At 56.1% G+C, this 14755-nt stretch carries 15 protein-coding genes; 6 read left to right on the top strand and 9 right to left on the bottom strand.

The genetic code is table 11. From position 1 onward, the window contains the following. Nucleotides 1–36: 36 nt before the first annotated feature. Complete coding sequence (locus ACXZ66_RS00635) at nt 37–1392, bottom strand: MFS transporter (RefSeq protein WP_458749743.1); 1356 nt, start codon at nt 1390–1392, stop codon at nt 37–39. Between the two features lie 187 nt (nt 1393–1579). Here ACXZ66_RS00635 and ACXZ66_RS00640 point away from each other — a divergent pair, with 187 nt between their 5' ends. The 3 genes from ACXZ66_RS00640 (at nt 1580) to ACXZ66_RS00650 (ending at nt 5653) form a co-directional block, all read left to right on the top strand. Then, on the top strand, nt 1580–2257 hold the full coding sequence (locus tag ACXZ66_RS00640) for a GntR family transcriptional regulator (protein WP_458749744.1): 678 nt from the start codon (nt 1580–1582) through the stop codon (nt 2255–2257). Between the two features lie 148 nt (nt 2258–2405). Then, a complete protein-coding gene (locus ACXZ66_RS00645; RefSeq protein WP_458749745.1) occupies nt 2406–3920 on the top strand; it encodes an ABC-F family ATP-binding cassette domain-containing protein in 1515 nt (504 codons plus the stop codon). A 290-nt stretch (nt 3921–4210) separates the two neighbouring features. Beyond that, complete coding sequence (locus ACXZ66_RS00650; protein WP_458749746.1) at nt 4211–5653, top strand: MFS transporter; 1443 nt, start codon at nt 4211–4213, stop codon at nt 5651–5653. Nucleotides 5654–5826: 173 nt separating this feature from the next. On the opposite strand, the gene ACXZ66_RS00655 is transcribed toward ACXZ66_RS00650, so the two are convergent. From ACXZ66_RS00655 to ACXZ66_RS00670, 4 genes are read right to left on the bottom strand one after another with little or no spacing between them, the layout of a single operon-like run. Continuing rightward, on the bottom strand, nt 5827–6672 hold the full coding sequence (locus ACXZ66_RS00655; protein ID WP_458749747.1) for a sugar phosphate isomerase/epimerase family protein: 846 nt from the start codon (nt 6670–6672) through the stop codon (nt 5827–5829). Then, entirely contained in the window at nt 6672–7835 is a 1164-nt protein-coding gene (locus ACXZ66_RS00660) for a Gfo/Idh/MocA family protein (RefSeq protein WP_458749749.1), read from the bottom strand. The genes ACXZ66_RS00655 and ACXZ66_RS00660 overlap by 1 nt, the downstream gene beginning before the upstream one ends. Before the next feature lie 30 nt (nt 7836–7865). Further along, nucleotides 7866–8876 carry a Gfo/Idh/MocA family protein gene (locus ACXZ66_RS00665; protein WP_458749750.1) on the bottom strand — a complete coding sequence of 337 codons (1011 nt, stop codon included), beginning with the start codon at nt 8874–8876 and terminating at the stop codon, nt 7866–7868. A 10-nt stretch (nt 8877–8886) separates the two neighbouring features. Beyond that, nucleotides 8887–9729 (bottom strand): sugar phosphate isomerase/epimerase family protein, encoded by an 843-nt coding sequence (locus tag ACXZ66_RS00670; protein ID WP_458749751.1) that lies wholly within the window; start codon nt 9727–9729, stop codon nt 8887–8889. Between the two features lie 250 nt (nt 9730–9979). On the opposite strand from ACXZ66_RS00670, the gene bioB reads away from it, so the two are divergent. After that, nucleotides 9980–10972: a biotin synthase BioB gene (gene bioB, locus ACXZ66_RS00675; RefSeq protein ID WP_458749752.1), complete on the top strand. Its 993-nt coding sequence runs from the start codon at nt 9980–9982 to the stop codon at nt 10970–10972. Then, nucleotides 10972–11223 carry a biotin synthase auxiliary protein BsaP gene (bsaP, locus tag ACXZ66_RS00680; protein ID WP_458749753.1) on the top strand — a complete coding sequence of 84 codons (252 nt, stop codon included), beginning with the start codon at nt 10972–10974 and terminating at the stop codon, nt 11221–11223. The genes bioB and bsaP overlap by 1 nt, the downstream gene beginning before the upstream one ends. A gap of 7 nt (nt 11224–11230) precedes the next feature. On the opposite strand, the gene ACXZ66_RS00685 is transcribed toward bsaP, so the two are convergent. The 4 genes from ACXZ66_RS00685 to panB form a co-directional block, all read right to left on the bottom strand. Beyond that, nucleotides 11231–11719, bottom strand: a complete 489-nt coding sequence (locus ACXZ66_RS00685) for a hypothetical protein (RefSeq protein WP_458749755.1) — start codon at nt 11717–11719, stop codon at nt 11231–11233. Then, nucleotides 11716–11940, bottom strand: coding sequence for a helix-turn-helix transcriptional regulator (locus ACXZ66_RS00690; protein ID WP_458749757.1), 225 nt, complete (start codon nt 11938–11940; stop codon nt 11716–11718). The genes ACXZ66_RS00685 and ACXZ66_RS00690 overlap by 4 nt, the downstream gene beginning before the upstream one ends. A 132-nt stretch (nt 11941–12072) precedes the next feature. Beyond that, nucleotides 12073–12927, bottom strand: a complete 855-nt coding sequence (gene panC / locus ACXZ66_RS00695; protein WP_458749759.1) for a pantoate--beta-alanine ligase — start codon at nt 12925–12927, stop codon at nt 12073–12075. After that, on the bottom strand, nt 12927–13736 hold the full coding sequence (gene panB / locus ACXZ66_RS00700) for a 3-methyl-2-oxobutanoate hydroxymethyltransferase (protein WP_458749761.1): 810 nt from the start codon (nt 13734–13736) through the stop codon (nt 12927–12929). Before panB ends, panC begins: the two co-directional genes overlap by 1 nt. A gap of 230 nt (nt 13737–13966) precedes the next feature. Between panB and ACXZ66_RS00705 the strand changes: the two genes are divergently transcribed. After that, entirely contained in the window at nt 13967–14734 is a 768-nt protein-coding gene (locus ACXZ66_RS00705; RefSeq protein ID WP_458749763.1) for a glycosyltransferase, read from the top strand. Nucleotides 14735–14755: the final 21 nt, after the last annotated feature.

Here is a 14755-nt window from a genome sequence, read left to right on the forward strand (position 1 = left end):
ACCTTTCGATTGGTAGAAATGCGATTGAGCTGGGAATTAAGCGTTCAAGTTGAGGCGAGAAGATTCCCGGCTCAACAAGACAGCAATTGCACTGATAGCGGCAATGATTGCGACATAGATTGCAATAGGAACGGCTGTGTGCGTACCGGCCTGGTTCAGAAGAGCAGTAGCGATCATTGGGGAGAAGCCTGCGCCAAGGGTGGCACCCAGCTGGTATCCGAGCGATGCGCCGGTGTAGCGCGATCCCGTACTGAACTGTTCGGAAATGAATGCACTCAGCGTGCCAAGCATCATGCCTACGAGCAGGCCGTAGCCGATGAAGTAGCCGACGTAGATCAATGTGGTTTGGCCAGAGCCGATGAAACTGAATACTGGAAGTGCGAGTAGAGCAGCAAGAATGAGGCCGGTTAACAGCACCGGTCGGCGTCCGACGCGGTCGGAGAGTGCGGAAAAGAGTGGCAGGGTGAAGATGTTGACCACGGAAGCGGCTGCCATCGCGAAGAGTGCCGTTGTGCGGTCCGCACCTCCGCCAACTGCAAAGGTGAGGGCAAATGTTGCGAGTAGGGATTGAACGCCGAGCGGTGCGATACCGGAACACATCGATAGCAGCAGTGGCTTCGGGTGACGCAATACCTCCACGATAGGCGGGCGTCGTTTCTTGAACTTTGCCTCTGCCTCTTCAACCTTTGCCTGGGCTTCCTTGAAAACTGGAGATTCTTCTACTCCAAGACGGATCCACAGTGCGACAGCAACGAGGGCGACGCTGATCAGAAATGGAATGCGCCAGCCCCAAGACAAGAACTGTTCGTCGGGAAGGAAGGAGAAGATACCCATCACGACCGAAGCTAAGAGAGCTCCGGTAGGTGCGCCGGCATTCACAATGCCGACGGAGAAACCACGTTTATTGGAATTAGAGTGCTCGAGAGCCATGAGAGTAGCTCCGCCCCACTCGCCTCCAACTGCAATACCTTGAATCAGGCGAAGAAAGACCAGCAGTAATGGTGCGGCCATACCGATTTGGGACTGGGTAGGAATCAAGCCGATACAGGTACTCGCAACGCCCATGAGGACCATGGTTAGAACGAGCATTTTCTTTCGGCCGAGAATGTCTCCGTAGTGTCCGAAGATTGCGCCGCCAAGGGGTCGAGCTACATAGCCAACCGCCAATGTCGCGAACGACATGATCGTGCCCACGAGTGGGGTGAGGTTACTGAAGAACAATTGGCCGAAGACGAGACTGGCTGCGGTGCCATAGACCAGGAAGTCGTAGTACTCAACCGAGCTACCAAGGTAACTAGACAGCAGAACTTTTCTGACTTGCGCCTGCTTTTCTTTGGAGTCTGATTCTTGCGCCTCGAGCTGAGAGTCATTTGCTTCAAGAGTTTCTTTCATGATTCCTCCTTTAAATGTATTCCGAACGACAAAGTACAAAGTCTGTGATCTGCGATACGTTGTATCGCTTGCACGAAGATTATATGTAAATAAAACACTAGTCAAGAGAAAATATATTATTTACCGCAAGTGCATTGTTGGGTTAATATTTAAGTATTTAGTAACGAAGCGGGTGAACGGAGGAGAAATGGCTAATGCCCGGAGCGCAACACTCGATTCCATTAGACGTCTAATTCTCAGTGGAGAATGGGCACCAGGCACTCGTCTGCAGCCCTCTGTACTGGCAAAACAACTTGATACAAGCACTACTGTTGTGCGGGAAGCATTGGTTCACCTGACCGGAACGGGCCTCGTGGTTTCTCGTCCGAATCGAGGCTTCTTTGTGCGAGATTTAGAGCTCCAAGAACTCGAGGATCTCACTGAACTGCGTATCCAAACCGAGGCGTTGGCTCTTAAACTGGCTATTGAACGGGGCTCGTTAGATTGGGAATCCGAGATCATTGCCGCCAATTATCAGTTGGATAGGACCCCTCGCCGCGATCCGGAATCTCCAGATCGAGTGAGCTTTGATTGGCAATCGCTGCACAAGGTCTTTCATTTGAAATTGATTGAAGCATGCAACTGCGAGCCAATGATCCGCATTTCCTCAGACTTGTTTGATTCGACGGAGCTCTACCGATCGTGGGCCGCAAAGCATGTCGCGCCGGATAGTCGAGATGTCGAGGGTGAGCATAAAGAAATTCTTGATGCAGTAATCGACAAGGACGTTGAGCGCGCGACACGCGCATTGAGGTTGCACTACGAAGCAACAGTTGAGGTCGTATTGGACTCGGGATTAATCGCGACCCCAAGTTTGAATAAGTAATAACGGGCAATCCCATAAACCGCCCTTTACTCGTCAACGCACTCTGTGTAGTCTCATAACCGTCCTGTTGTCGAAGAAAGGAAAGGCATAGTGCTCATTCGTCTCGCATTCGCTTAAAGAATCCGAACTGCAGAAAAGACGATCACGCATGCCTATAAATTTTCAGAACCTTTCTTTGACGTGGCCTAACGGCACCCCTTGTTTCACTGATCTCAGTGGTACCTTCGGCAGCCATTTGACGGGCCTGGTTGGTGATAACGGCACCGGAAAATCCTCGCTGCTCAAGGTGCTGGTGGGCCGCCTCGAACCAACGCTCGGAACCGTGCAGGCACCCGACAACATCGCGTACTTGCCACAAGACCTAGGCTTGGATACTGCGAGTACCATCGCGGATATCTTCGGCATTACCCAGATCCTGAATGCGATAGCCAAAGTCGAAGCCGGCGAATATGAACCCGAGCTCCTCGACATCATCGGCGATCAATGGGACGTGGAAGAAACCGTCACCGCCAAGCTCACCGAAGTTGGCCTCGACCTGCCCCTGACCCGCACGGTGGGCACACTTTCCGGTGGGGAAGCGGTGTCGATCGCGCTCACCGCCGCCCTTTTTCACAACCCCGACTTCTTGGTCCTCGACGAGCCCACCAACAACCTCGATTCGCAGGCAAAAGAGACCCTGATCAAGCGGGTCACGCACTCGTCGATACCTGTGCTCGTTGTTAGCCACGACCGTGACCTGCTCGCGCACGCCACCCAGATCGCGGAGCTGTACAACGGCCAACTGCGCTTTTTCGACGGCAATTATGTGGCTTATCGCGAAGCGATCGAGCAGGAGCAGGCTAGCGCGGTGCAAGAGGTGCGCGAGGCGAAAGCCGACGAGCGCAAGCAAGTCCGCGAGCGGGAGGCGATGCAGACCCGCCTGGCTAGAGACGCGCGCCGGGGCAAGAAGTTCGCCGCGGAGAAGAGAAAACCTCCCATCGCCATGGGGATGGATAAAAACAAGTCGGAGAGGTCCTCGTCGAAACGCGAAAATGCGCACGCAGAAGCTGTGGCGAAGGCCCGCGACAACTTCGATGCGGCGCAGCGCAAAGTGCGTGATAGCGACCACGTGTTCATCGAGCTGCCCGAGAGTCATTTGGCGAACGGCACGCGCGCCGTGGCCGCTGGCGAGCTGACCATTGTGGGCCCGGAGCGCGTGCGCATTGCCGGGCCGAACGGCAGCGGAAAAACGACGCTGCTGAATCAGATCGACCGCGGCGAGGTGGACTATGTGATCGGGGCGCATGGCTATCTGCGCCAACGCATTGAGCTGGATCCTTCAAAGACGGTGCTGGAGCTGGTTCTCGATGCGAACCCCGACACAGACCCGCAATACGTGCGCAATCAGCTGGCGCAACTGCTCTTCCGCAACGACGAGGTGCACGCGCAGGTGGGCACGCTCTCGGGTGGCGAGCGCTTCCGTGTTGAGTTTGCCCGCGTGCTGCTGAGCACCCCCGCACCGCAGCTTTTGCTTATCGACGAGCCCACTAACAACCTTGATATCTCGACCGTAGATTGGCTGGTCTCGGCGCTAGAGGGCTATGAAGGTGCGCTTGTAGTAGTGAGTCACGATGAGGATTTTTGCGCCCGGATCGGTATTGAGCGCGTAATCGAGCTTGAGTAGCTACCCCCGCTTCCTGGCAATGCAATTGAGGGGAGTTTTTGGGGCGCTAGCCTGCGCCTTATGTGTGATCTCGGTGGGTTTATAAAGGTCACACTTATTTATTTGAAGCGTTTTACTTCATATGGAAACCCATGTGGCCTATCTCACATTTGCAAGTAGGGCGAGGGGCTACCCCCGTGGAGAAAGTGACTCAGGCCATAAGGTTCGGAATAGATAACACGTATCACCATTTGTGTGATTGAATGCTTTTCAATCTGTTTGACTACAAATCTTTCGAATGGGAGACCCCCGTGAGTACGACCCAAGCAACTCCAGCGCCCACAACGGTTGAGCGCAATGTCCGTCCGTTTGGTATCCGCGACAAAGTCGGCTACATGTTCGGTGACTTCGGTAATGACTTCACCTTCATTCTGCAGTCGACCTTCTTCATGATCTTCTACACCAACGTTGTGGGCATCACCGCTGCTCACGTTGGTGTTCTGCTGCTTGTCGCGCGCATCTTCGACGCCTTCACCGACGTGGTCATGGGCATCATCGTTGACCGCCTGCCTAACAAGCACGCCGGCTACAAGTTCAAGCGATGGATCAAGTGGATCGCAATCCCAGTGGCCATCGCTTCGGCGCTGATGTACATGGCCTTCGTTGCGGACTTTGATTCCTACACGGCCAAGGTCGTGTGGATGACAGCCACCTACTTCCTCTGGGGCTCCTTCTGTTACAGCGCCATCAACATTCCTTACGGCTCCATGGCATCGGTCATCTCTCCTAATCCTGATGATCGTTCGCACCTCTCCGTATGGCGTTCCACTGGTGGAACCCTGGCGAACATCGCGATCTCTTCTGTGCTCCCTCTGGTTGTTTACGTCACCAACGAAGCTGGCGTTTCCATCCTCTCCGGTGAGCGTATGCAGTGGGCGGCAATCGTCTGCTCGATCCTCGCAGTTGTCTGCTACGCGATCTGCTACAAACTGGTTGAAGAGCGCGTTGTTGAAGATCCAAACGCGAAGAAGGAAAGCATTGGCATTGGCAAGATGCTTGCTTCGGTTGTGAGCAACCGTGCGCTGCTGGGTCTGATTGTGGCGGCGCTGTGCCTGCTCCTGTCCATGATGTTCCTCGGCGGCATGCTTGGTTACCTGTTCCTTGAGTACTACGGCAACGGCAAGCTGCAGTCCCCAGCGAACTTCTTCGGCCTCGTGCCATCCCTGGTCCTGATCGTGCTCTCTCCTTGGTTGGCGAAGAAGTTCGGTAAGGCAGAAACCGGCATCGTTGCAATGTTCATCGGTGGTGTTGTCTTGATCGCGGCGTACTTCCTGAAGGTCTCCAACCCAGTTGTCTGGATCGTCTTCTACTCCGTAGCTATGTTCTGCATCGCCATCTTCAACTACTTGATCTGGGCATTGATTACCGACGTCATTGACCACCAGGAAGTGACCACTGGTTCCCGCGACGACGGTACCGTTTACGCTGTCTACTCGTGGGCTCGCAAGCTCGGCCAGGCTCTCGCCGGCTTCCTCATCGGTGCGTCCCTCACCTGGGTTGGCTTCGACTCTGCACTTGCATCTAGCGGTGGAGCGCAGTCGCAGGCAGCTCTCGACGGCGTGTATGCACTTGCCAACCTGGTTCCAGGCATCGGCTGCGTCATCGTTGCCTTGGCCCTGATCTTCCTCTACCCACTGAAGAAGAAGAAGGTTGAGGAGAACGTTGCAATCCTCGCCGCACGTCGCTCTGAGTAATTAAATCCCTCCCCTTAAGCCCTGCCAGTTGCTGCTGGCAGGGCTTCAGCATGCTCGGGCAACATCGACGGATATGCCTTTTTAACCCCTCAGAAGGGCCAAAACCCTAAATCGGTAGATAGTAGAACGCGAAAAGCCCGGCTCCCACGAAGGGAGCCGGGCTAAAAGCAGTACTACCAGCCGATTGAGTTCAGGTACTCGCGTGAGTCCTTGATGCAATCGAATGGGTCACGGCCATAGGTCAGGTCCTGCTCGATGAAGAAGTACTCCGCACCTGCGTCCTTAGCCGCAGGCAGCAGCTCAGGCCAGTTCATGTTGCCCTGGCCAACCTCAGCGAACTGCACAATGTTGACGAACTTGTCGTAGCCTTCCTCAACCTTGCCCGCCTCCATCAGCTCCATGGCTTCTGCAGGCAGCTCGGTGACGCGGAAATCCTTCACGTGGATCAGCTTGCACACGCCCGAGTACGCCTTGAGCATGTCCAGTGGCGCCATGCCACCGCGCTGGACCCAGTGCAGGTCCACTTCGAAGTAGAGCGAAGGAGCTACACGACGAACGATGTCGAAGATTCGCTCCTCGCCGAACTTGTGCAGGTCAACGTGGTGATTGTGGTAGCAAAGGGTGAGGCCCTCGTCGTTAAGCTTTGCTGCATACGGCTCAACCTGTGCCGCCCATGCCTCCGTGGCCTCCTTGGACACCATGGCAGAAAATGGCATCATGCCGATGCGGAGGAACTTCACGTTCAGGCGCTTGGAGTCGGCGACAATCTTGTCGAAGTTCTCATCCAAGTTGTCCAATGTAGGGTTCCCGGGGCCGAGTGCGACGGAAAGCGCGCCGACCTCGATGCCGAGTTCGTTGATGCCGCGCTCGAGACCCGCGGTGTTTTCTTCATTCATGGGGATCTGGGAAACCTCAACGCTTGCGATGTTGAGTTCCTTCAGGCGCTCCAAGACTGGGTACATGCCTTGTTCGGCGACCTGGTCCTTGAGCATCATCATTTGTACGCCAATATCAGCCATTAGTTACGCTCCTCAAACTTTCCTTCTGCGCGGATGCGCTTGTTCAGTTCTTCCAGGTAGGTTGCCTCGTCGAAGTTGACCAGGTCTACTTCCTTGCCCAGCCAGGAAGACAGGTGGATGCCGTTGGCCAGGCGCACGCCGTTGATGCCGTCGCTGCCCGGTGCGAGGAGTTCTTCCTCACCGTTGACGGCCGCTGCGAAGTTGCGCAGAACCTCAACGTGCTGCTGGCCCCAGACGGAGTCGTACTCCTTGACCTCGGTGGTTATGTACTTGTCCATGTCCATTTTGCCAGTGAAAAGAAGCTTCACGTCTTCCATGCTCATGTCCTTGGACAGGATTTCCTCGTTTTCCACGAGGCGAGTGATGGTGACCTTCTTCGAATCCTCGACAACGATCTTGCCCTTGTCCAGCAGGATTTCCAGGCGGTCGGTGCCGACCATGTCGTGGGTCGCGGTGATGAAGGTGCCGGTCGCGCCATTCGGGAAGGACACCAGCGCGTTGACCTCGTCCTCGACGGCGATGTCGCGCTTGAAGCCATACTCGGCGCGGGCGAACACGCGCTCCGGGGTGCCGCACATCCACTGCCACAGATCCAGCTGGTGAGGTGCCTGGTTGACCAGGACGCCGCCGCCCTCGCCGCCCCAGGTCGCGCGCCAATCCGACTGGTTGTAGTAGCCCTGCGGACGCCACCAAGTTGTGATGATCCAGGAAGTGTGGCGCAGTGCGCCGAGCTCGCCGGAATCCATGATGGCCTTGATGTCCTTGTACAGCTGGTTCGTGCGCTGGTTGAAGAACACGCCGAACTTCAGCTCTGGCTTGGTCGCAGCGTAATCGATGAGCTCGTTCGCTTGCTTGGTGTAGACGCCAACAGGCTTTTCGACGAGTGCGTGGATCCCTTGCTCCAGCGCATAGATGCCCATTTCTGGGTGCAGGTAGTGAGGCACGGTGGTGACTACTGCATCAACATCACCCGAGGTGATCATTTCCTTGTAGTCAGCGTAGAAAGGCACGCCGTACTCGTCGGCCTTTTCCTTCTTCTCTGGCAAGATGTCACAGATCGCACCGATTTCCATGTTTGGAACGCGGCCCTCGTTGAGGAAATCTGCGTACATGCCACCTTCGGCGCCGAGGCCGATGATGCCGAGACGTACTTTGTTGCTCATGGTTCTCCTTATATATAGGTATAGGTGTGTTTAGTTGTCGGAAGCTGCGTAGATGCCTTTGGCAATTCGCAGCGAGTTCATTGCTTCGGCTGGGCCGATCCAGAATGGCTCCGGGTCGCCCAGGTGCTCGTAGAAGTCTCGGATGAGCAGCTCGTGGCTGACACCCCAGTAGCTCCTGCCCTCGGTTTCCTGGGTGCGTTCCTCGTAGCGGTCGACACGGCCGTCCACCCAGGTCACGGTGAGCCCGTCTCGTAACTCGACGAGCGCGGCCTCACAATCAAGCTCGATTTCTACGTCGCGATGGCGCGAGTTGGTCAGCGTGCCGTAGAAGCTTGAGTGAACGTCGCCGGGGTGGGCGATATAGGCGTGGGCAGTGTCCTCGACGTCGATGACATCGCCGTACTTGCAGGTGGACACAGCTCCGTCGATTGAGCGGGCCGGGCCCAAGAACCACTGCAGGAGATCCAGGGTGTGGATCGCCTGGTTCATCAACAGACCACCGCCGGAGCGCACCTTTTGTCCGCGCCACGGCTTTGTTTGGTAGTAACCAGGGGTCCTGGTCCACACCACTGAGGCGTACGCGCCCTTGACCTGGCCGAGCTTGCCTGAATCAAGCAGGCGGCGCAGCTGCTGGGAGGACACGTTGTAGCGGTTCTGGAAACACACGGCGATCTTCGGTGCATCCGGGTGCGCGTCCAAGTAGTCCACCAAGCGATGCGCCTGATCGAGTTCGTTGGCCAGCGGCTTTTCCAAGATGACGTTGACGCCGGCCTGCAGCGCCTCGAGTGCCAGATCGATGTGCTGGTCGTGCGGGGTGGTGATGTGCACGACGTCGATTTCTTCGTTGGCCAGCAGATCCGTGAGGCTTGCGTAGGCTTTCGTGGAATTCTTTTGGGCGAAGGTTTCTGCAGCCACTTCGTCCGTGTCGGCGACGGCAACGAAATCGATGCGGAGCTCGTCGTGAAGCGATTCAAGCGCCTCGGCGTGGACGGTGGCGACGTCGCCGCAGCCTACAAGGGCTGCCTTAATAGTTGATGTCATGATTGTTTAATTACTTGTATGAGGCACCGATATTGTTCAAGATGCCGGTCAGGCCCTCGTAGGCGGTGGTCCACAGGTCGGGGCCGCACAGGCCGCCGAACTCGTCGAAGTCGCCTAAGTGGGGTTCGATGGAAAGGAAGCCGTTGAATTCAGACTCGTTGAGCTCGGCGAGCAACTCTGGGTACTGGCCGTCGCCCTGGCCTGCTGGGGTGATGATGCCAAGCGGCTCATCGGCGGTAGGGATCGTCGCATCCTTGATGTGGATGTAATCGACGTGATCGCTCACGATTGGCCAGGCCTCGTTGAACGGCTCGAAGCCGGTTTGAACGTAGTTGGCTGCGTCGTAGATCGCGCGGTAATTCTTCGAATCGACGGTAGTAATGAGGTCGTTGACCCGCTCGGGCGCATCGCCGTAGATGCCCTTCTCGTTTTCGTGCAGCAAGGTGATGCCGCCATCCTCGGCGAGCTTCACCATGGCATTGGTGCGGGCCATGACTTCGTCGCGGTAATCGGCAGGATCTGCGTCTTCGGGCATGAAGAAGGAGAACATGCGGATGTAATCGGTGTCGAAGTACTGTGCCACCTCAACTGCATGCTTAGCGCGTTCGAGATGGTCCTCGAAGGGGTCGGTGATCTGGATCTTGCCCAGGTCAGAGCCGATGGAGGAAACTGAAATGCCCGCCGCTGCGAGCTTTTCTTTCGCGGTGGCGAGCTGTTCCTCGGTCAGGTCCAGGATCTTTGTGCCCCAGGCACTCCTGAATTCAACGTGGGAGATGTTGAGCGTATTTAGCAGTTCGATTTGCTCGTCGAGATCATGCGCGATCTCGTCGGCGAACCCTGTGATGGTGAACATATTGACCCCGTTCCAGTGAGATTTTCGCTATTTAGGTCAGTCTACAGAACACAAAAGCAGTTAGGTGTGATCTTTGACGTATTTTCGGCTTTGGGGCTACATTTTTGTTTCGTTGCACGCGAAAGTGGGCAGGGGGATTTAGGGGAAGGCCCAGTTAGGTCGCTAAATTGAACACTGTTTTGAACACTGTTCAAGTTTGGTTTAGGGTATCTAACAATCACCCATTTCCGACCCAAAAGAGGCACAATTCATGTCCATTCTCGAAACCGCCCGCGTCCAAGTGCTAGAACAAGGCGAAGCGCTGACCCAAGACCAAATTCTTGAAGTGCTGCATCTGCCTGAGGACGAAATTTCCCAACTGATGGAATTGGCCCACGAAGTGCGCCTGAAATACTGCGGCGAGGAAGTTGAAGTCGAGGGCATTATCTCGCTGAAAACAGGTGGCTGCCCCGAGGATTGCCACTTCTGCTCGCAGTCGGGCCTGTTCGAATCCCCGGTGCGGTCGGTGTGGCTAGATATTGCGCAGCTCGTCGAGGCGGCGAAGCAGACGGCGAAGACCGGAGCTACCGAATTTTGTATCGTCGCCGCAGTCAAGGGCCCCGACGACAAATTGATGGCGCAGATGGAAGAAGCCGTTGCCGCAATTCACGCGGAGGTAGATATAGAGGTAGCGGCCTCGATTGGTACGCTCACTCCGGCGCAAGTCGAGAGACTCAAAGCCGCCGGCGTGCACCGCTATAACCACAATCTGGAAACGGCCAGGTCTTTCTTCCCGCAGGTAGTTACAACTCATACGTGGGAGGAGCGCCGCGAGACCCTGCGGTTGGTGGCCGACGCCGGCCTCGAGGTCTGCTCCGGTGGCATCTTGGGCATGGGTGAAAGCTTGGAACAGCGCGCCGAATTTGCAGCCCAGCTCGCAGAATTGAACCCGCACGAGGTGCCCATGAACTTCTTGGATCCGCGCCCGGGCACGCCTTTCGGCGACCGCGAGGTGATGGGTAGCCGTGACGCATTGCGTGCGATCGGCGCATTTCGCCTGGCCATGCCGCGGACAATGTTGCGCTTTGCCGGTGGTCGCGAGCTCACGCTTGGCGACGAAGGCGCCGAAACCGGGCTGCTCGGTGGCATGAACGCGCTGATTGCCGGAAATTACCTGACCACTCTGGGCCGGCCAATGGAGCAGGACTTGGACATGATGGACCGGCTGAATCTGCCCATCAAAGTGCTGAACAAGTTCATCTAATGCGCTTTACGACGAACGATTCCCTGGCAATCGCGCTCCTGACCGGCGAGGAGCCCGTTTTCCATCCCATCACCGGCCAGCCGTGTGGAGCCGAGCAAGTGCTTTCGCCGTCCGCGCGCGTCGGGCTTGAGGTACCGCGGTACTGCCAGATCTGCGGGCGGCGGATGAAAGTCCAGATCCGCCCCGATGGGTGGTCCGCGGAGTGTTCGCGGCACGGGGCGGTGGACTCTTCTGATTTGGGTCCGACCTAAGTCCGACCTAGTCTTCTAAATCCGACTCCAAACGTTCCACGTCTGACTTGTAGCGCTGCTTGAACGCGCGGGGAATCACGAGAATGGCTAGGCCCGCGCCGAGGATTGCCCCGATGACCATACCGCCGGGGCCTGCCCAGGAGTGATCGGCGGCGAAGAAGGAGTTATAGGCCATGCCAGCAAACATGACTATGCCCGGGATTAAAGCGAGCAGCCAGTACTTCCGGGGCGAGGTGTGCTTCGGCCGCGGTGCGTAATTGCTCATCCAACCCTGCGAGGCAAGCTGCACAATCAAGACTGCGAAAAGGGGCAGCAGGCTCCACAGGGAATAGGTTGAGGGCAGGACCCAGGCCAGGATCGCACCGCAAACAATCGCAGCAAGGGGCATCATCCACATGCCCACGGTGTCTGCTTTGTGCGTCATGGACGCTTGGTATTCGTCTTCCGAGGTGCGCTGGGTCCAGTCAATTGCCCAGTCTCCAAATTGCTTGATCATTGTTCTTGTTCCTCTTGTTGGGTGCCGAAGACTTCTTCGACGGTCTTTCCGAGTTCATGACAAATGTTGAGGGCTAAGTGGACAGAGGGGGAATAGTTGCCTTTCTCAATGTTGGCGACGGTCTGCCGCGAGACACCTACGCGATCCGCGAGTTCCTGCTGCGACAGCTCGTTCCAGCGACGCCACTTCCGCACCATGTTTGTAAATGTTGGATCACTCATGCGGGAGTCCTTTCAGTCAACTTCCTTAGCCTTAGTGTAAATCTAACTTTAAAAAATGTAAAGAATACTTTACAAAATGGGGCGAAGAAAAAGCCACTGAGAACAAGCCCAGCGGCTCTCTTCCTTGAAACCTTAAGCAGGCCTCAGCTCAATATTGTCAATCAAGCGCACCGGCCCCACATAAATCGCACCTACCACTAGCGCCGGTCGATCCAGTACACCATCAACCTCAAGTGGCTCCAGGGTGGAAGCGTCCACGATCTCCAAGTGATCCAGGCGCACCCCCTCACTTGCGCCTAGTTGCGCGCGCACTCCCGCCAGGTCCAACGGCTCGCCTGCCTGCGCCCGCTTTTCCAAGGTAAAAAGCGCACGCGAGAGTGCCAACGCCTGGTTGCGCTCCGAGGCTGAAAGGCGCTGGTTTCTGCTGGATTCCGCAAGTCCATCAGCCCCACGAATGATGGGTACGGGTCGAATCTCCACAGGAAAGTCCAGGTCAGCCACCATACGGCGAATCACGGCAAGTTGCTGCGCGTCCTTTTGCCCGAAATACGCGCGATCCGGTTGCACAAGATGAAAAAGCTTTGCGACGACCGTTGCCACACCATCAAAATGGCCAGGACGGCTCGCACCTTCCAGCCGCTCACCCATCTCACTCGTGCGCACCCACACCAGAGGCAGGTGATCCGCGCCGGGGTACATCTCTTCCACAGAAGGCGCGAAGACCACATCCACGCCAGCCTTCTCCAACAGTGCACAATCCGCGTCGAGCTGGCGTGGGTAATTACGGTAGTCGTCGCAATCGCCCAGCGCCTCAAACTGTAAAGGATTAACGAAGTTGCTGGCCACCACGGTGTCGTTTTCTGCCCGCGCCGCGGTAACCAGGGAGGCATGCCCGCTGTGCAGTGCACCCATCGTGGGTACGAGGCCTATCGACGATCGCCCCTCAAGAACTTGAGCCAACTCCGCCTTCGTAGAAACAACGTGCATTAGAAAGACTCAGCCTCACCAGGGAAAGCGCCGTTGGACACCTCATCAGCATAGGACTTCGCCGATTGCAGAAGTGTCTCGCCGATGGAGGCGTACTCGCGCACGAAACGCGGCTTTCGCCCCCGGTTGAGGCCCATGGCATCCTGCCACACCAGCACCTGGCCATCGGTGCCGTTGCCAGCGCCGATGCCGATGGTGACAATGCCGAGCTTCTCGGTGACCTCAGTGGCAACGTCGGCGGGGACCATCTCAAGTACTACTGCGAAGGCGCCGGCCTCCTGGACGGCGAGGGCGTCGTCGATAAGCTTCCTTGCACTATCCCCGCGACCTTGCACCACCGCACCGCCGAGCTGATGCTCCGCCTGCGGGGTGAAGCCAATGTGTGCGCAGACTGGGATGCCGGCACTCACTATGCGACGAATGGTCGGCGCTATCTCAACGCCACCCTCGATTTTGACTGCGGACGCGTCGGTTTCCTTCATGACTCGCGCGGCTGACTCGACGGCCTGCTGCTCCGAGGCTTCGTAGGAACCGAAGGGAAGATCGACGACGACGAGTGCGCGCTTTGTAGCGACGGTGACTGCTTTTGCGAGCGTGATCATCTCGTCGAGAGTGATAGAAAGGGTACTCTTTTGTCCAAGGACGACGTTGGCGGCGGAGTCACCGACGAGCAGCATATCGATTCCAGCTTCGTCGAAAATACCGGCCGTGAGTGCGTCGTAGCTGGTCAGGGCTGAAATTTTAGTGCCGTTAGCTTTGGCTTCGTAGAAATGGCGAGTACGAACTCTTTTTGCATCTATTCCGGACATGCGGATTATTATAGGTGTTTCGCACTGCTCATATGAATAATATTCATATGATCTGCCTGTTTCGAGACTAGCGTTAGCATAATTCTGTTGAATGTGTGTCCGCAAAGGAGTCCTGCACACTAAGCTGAGGTGCAGTTGGCATCATATTGTATTTTCAATTCAGTCTCAGCAAGTGAAAGGCCGTTGATCCTGTGACCAACAATCAAGGTCCGCTTCAAGCCTCCATAATAATGGCAGAGTACAACACAGAGCCATCCAAGCTTGTTGCTTCAATTCAGAGCATGCTCGATCAAACTGTCCGTGATTTCGAGCTGATAATTATTGATGATGGTGGTTCAAACGACGTAGAGGAAATCGTTTCGCAGTTTAATGATTCCCGGATTCGTGTAATCAAGAATGATCGCAATCGGGGGCTTCCGTACTCGCTTAACAGGGCAATCGACGAATCATCGACGGAAATACTCGTTCGGATGGACACTGACGATGTCTCAGTGCCAACCCGTCTTGAAAAGCAGCTTGCCTTCCTGGAAGGCCACCCTGAGTATGCCGTCGTTGGGTCTCGAGTAAACCAGATCGCCGACGGGGAGATCGCGGGTTCTACTAAAGCTGCTGGAGAGAAGTTACCTCGCGATGTTATGCGAGGTAATAGCCTGTTTCACCCCAGCACTGTCATGAGAAAATCAGCGGTGCTGGAGGTAGGAGGTTATCCCGATAGGAAACGAGCCGAAGACCTCGCACTGTGGTGCGAATTATTACTGGCTGGTTTTCGGCTTTATGAGATGGACGATATCTTGCTGAACTATCGGGTAGATTTTTCGGATTATAAAAAGCGCTCATTGAAACACCGCAAAGGTGAGATTCAGACGAGACTTTATTACTACCCAAAACTGAAAGCTGGGCCAAGGGAGTACTTAAAAATAGTCCAAAGCATTGTTGCGGGCTTGGCCCCGCCTCGCTTGGCGCAGGCCTACCGTCACCGCTTTGGCCTCAAAAAATAGCTGCAACTTCAGTGGTTGAGC

It is taken from the genome of Corynebacterium sp. S7 (assembly GCF_054401105.1).

Excerpts from the sequence above, each read along its gene's own strand:
- ACXZ66_RS00660 (WP_458749749.1), bottom strand. The coding sequence starts at position 7,835 with ATGAGCAACAAAGTACGTCTCGGCATCATCGGCCTCGGCGCCGAAGGT.
- ACXZ66_RS00645 (WP_458749745.1), top strand. The coding sequence starts at position 2,406 with ATGCCTATAAATTTTCAGAACCTTTCTTTGACGTGGCCTAACGGCACC.
- ACXZ66_RS00640 (WP_458749744.1), top strand. The coding sequence starts at position 1,580 with ATGGCTAATGCCCGGAGCGCAACACTCGATTCCATTAGACGTCTAATT.
- panC (WP_458749759.1), bottom strand. The coding sequence starts at position 12,927 with ATGCACGTTGTTTCTACGAAGGCGGAGTTGGCTCAAGTTCTTGAGGGG.
- panB (WP_458749761.1), bottom strand. The coding sequence starts at position 13,736 with ATGTCCGGAATAGATGCAAAAAGAGTTCGTACTCGCCATTTCTACGAA.
- ACXZ66_RS00665 (WP_458749750.1), bottom strand. The coding sequence starts at position 8,876 with ATGACATCAACTATTAAGGCAGCCCTTGTAGGCTGCGGCGACGTCGCC.
- ACXZ66_RS00685 (WP_458749755.1), bottom strand. The coding sequence starts at position 11,719 with ATGATCAAGCAATTTGGAGACTGGGCAATTGACTGGACCCAGCGCACC.
- ACXZ66_RS00655 (WP_458749747.1), bottom strand. The coding sequence starts at position 6,672 with ATGGCTGATATTGGCGTACAAATGATGATGCTCAAGGACCAGGTCGCC.
- bioB (WP_458749752.1), top strand. The coding sequence starts at position 9,980 with ATGTCCATTCTCGAAACCGCCCGCGTCCAAGTGCTAGAACAAGGCGAA.
- bsaP (WP_458749753.1), top strand. The coding sequence starts at position 10,972 with ATGCGCTTTACGACGAACGATTCCCTGGCAATCGCGCTCCTGACCGGC.
- ACXZ66_RS00690 (WP_458749757.1), bottom strand. The coding sequence starts at position 11,940 with ATGAGTGATCCAACATTTACAAACATGGTGCGGAAGTGGCGTCGCTGG.
- ACXZ66_RS00705 (WP_458749763.1), top strand. The coding sequence starts at position 13,967 with ATGGCAGAGTACAACACAGAGCCATCCAAGCTTGTTGCTTCAATTCAG.
- ACXZ66_RS00670 (WP_458749751.1), bottom strand. The coding sequence starts at position 9,729 with ATGTTCACCATCACAGGGTTCGCCGACGAGATCGCGCATGATCTCGAC.
- ACXZ66_RS00635 (WP_458749743.1), bottom strand. The coding sequence starts at position 1,392 with ATGAAAGAAACTCTTGAAGCAAATGACTCTCAGCTCGAGGCGCAAGAA.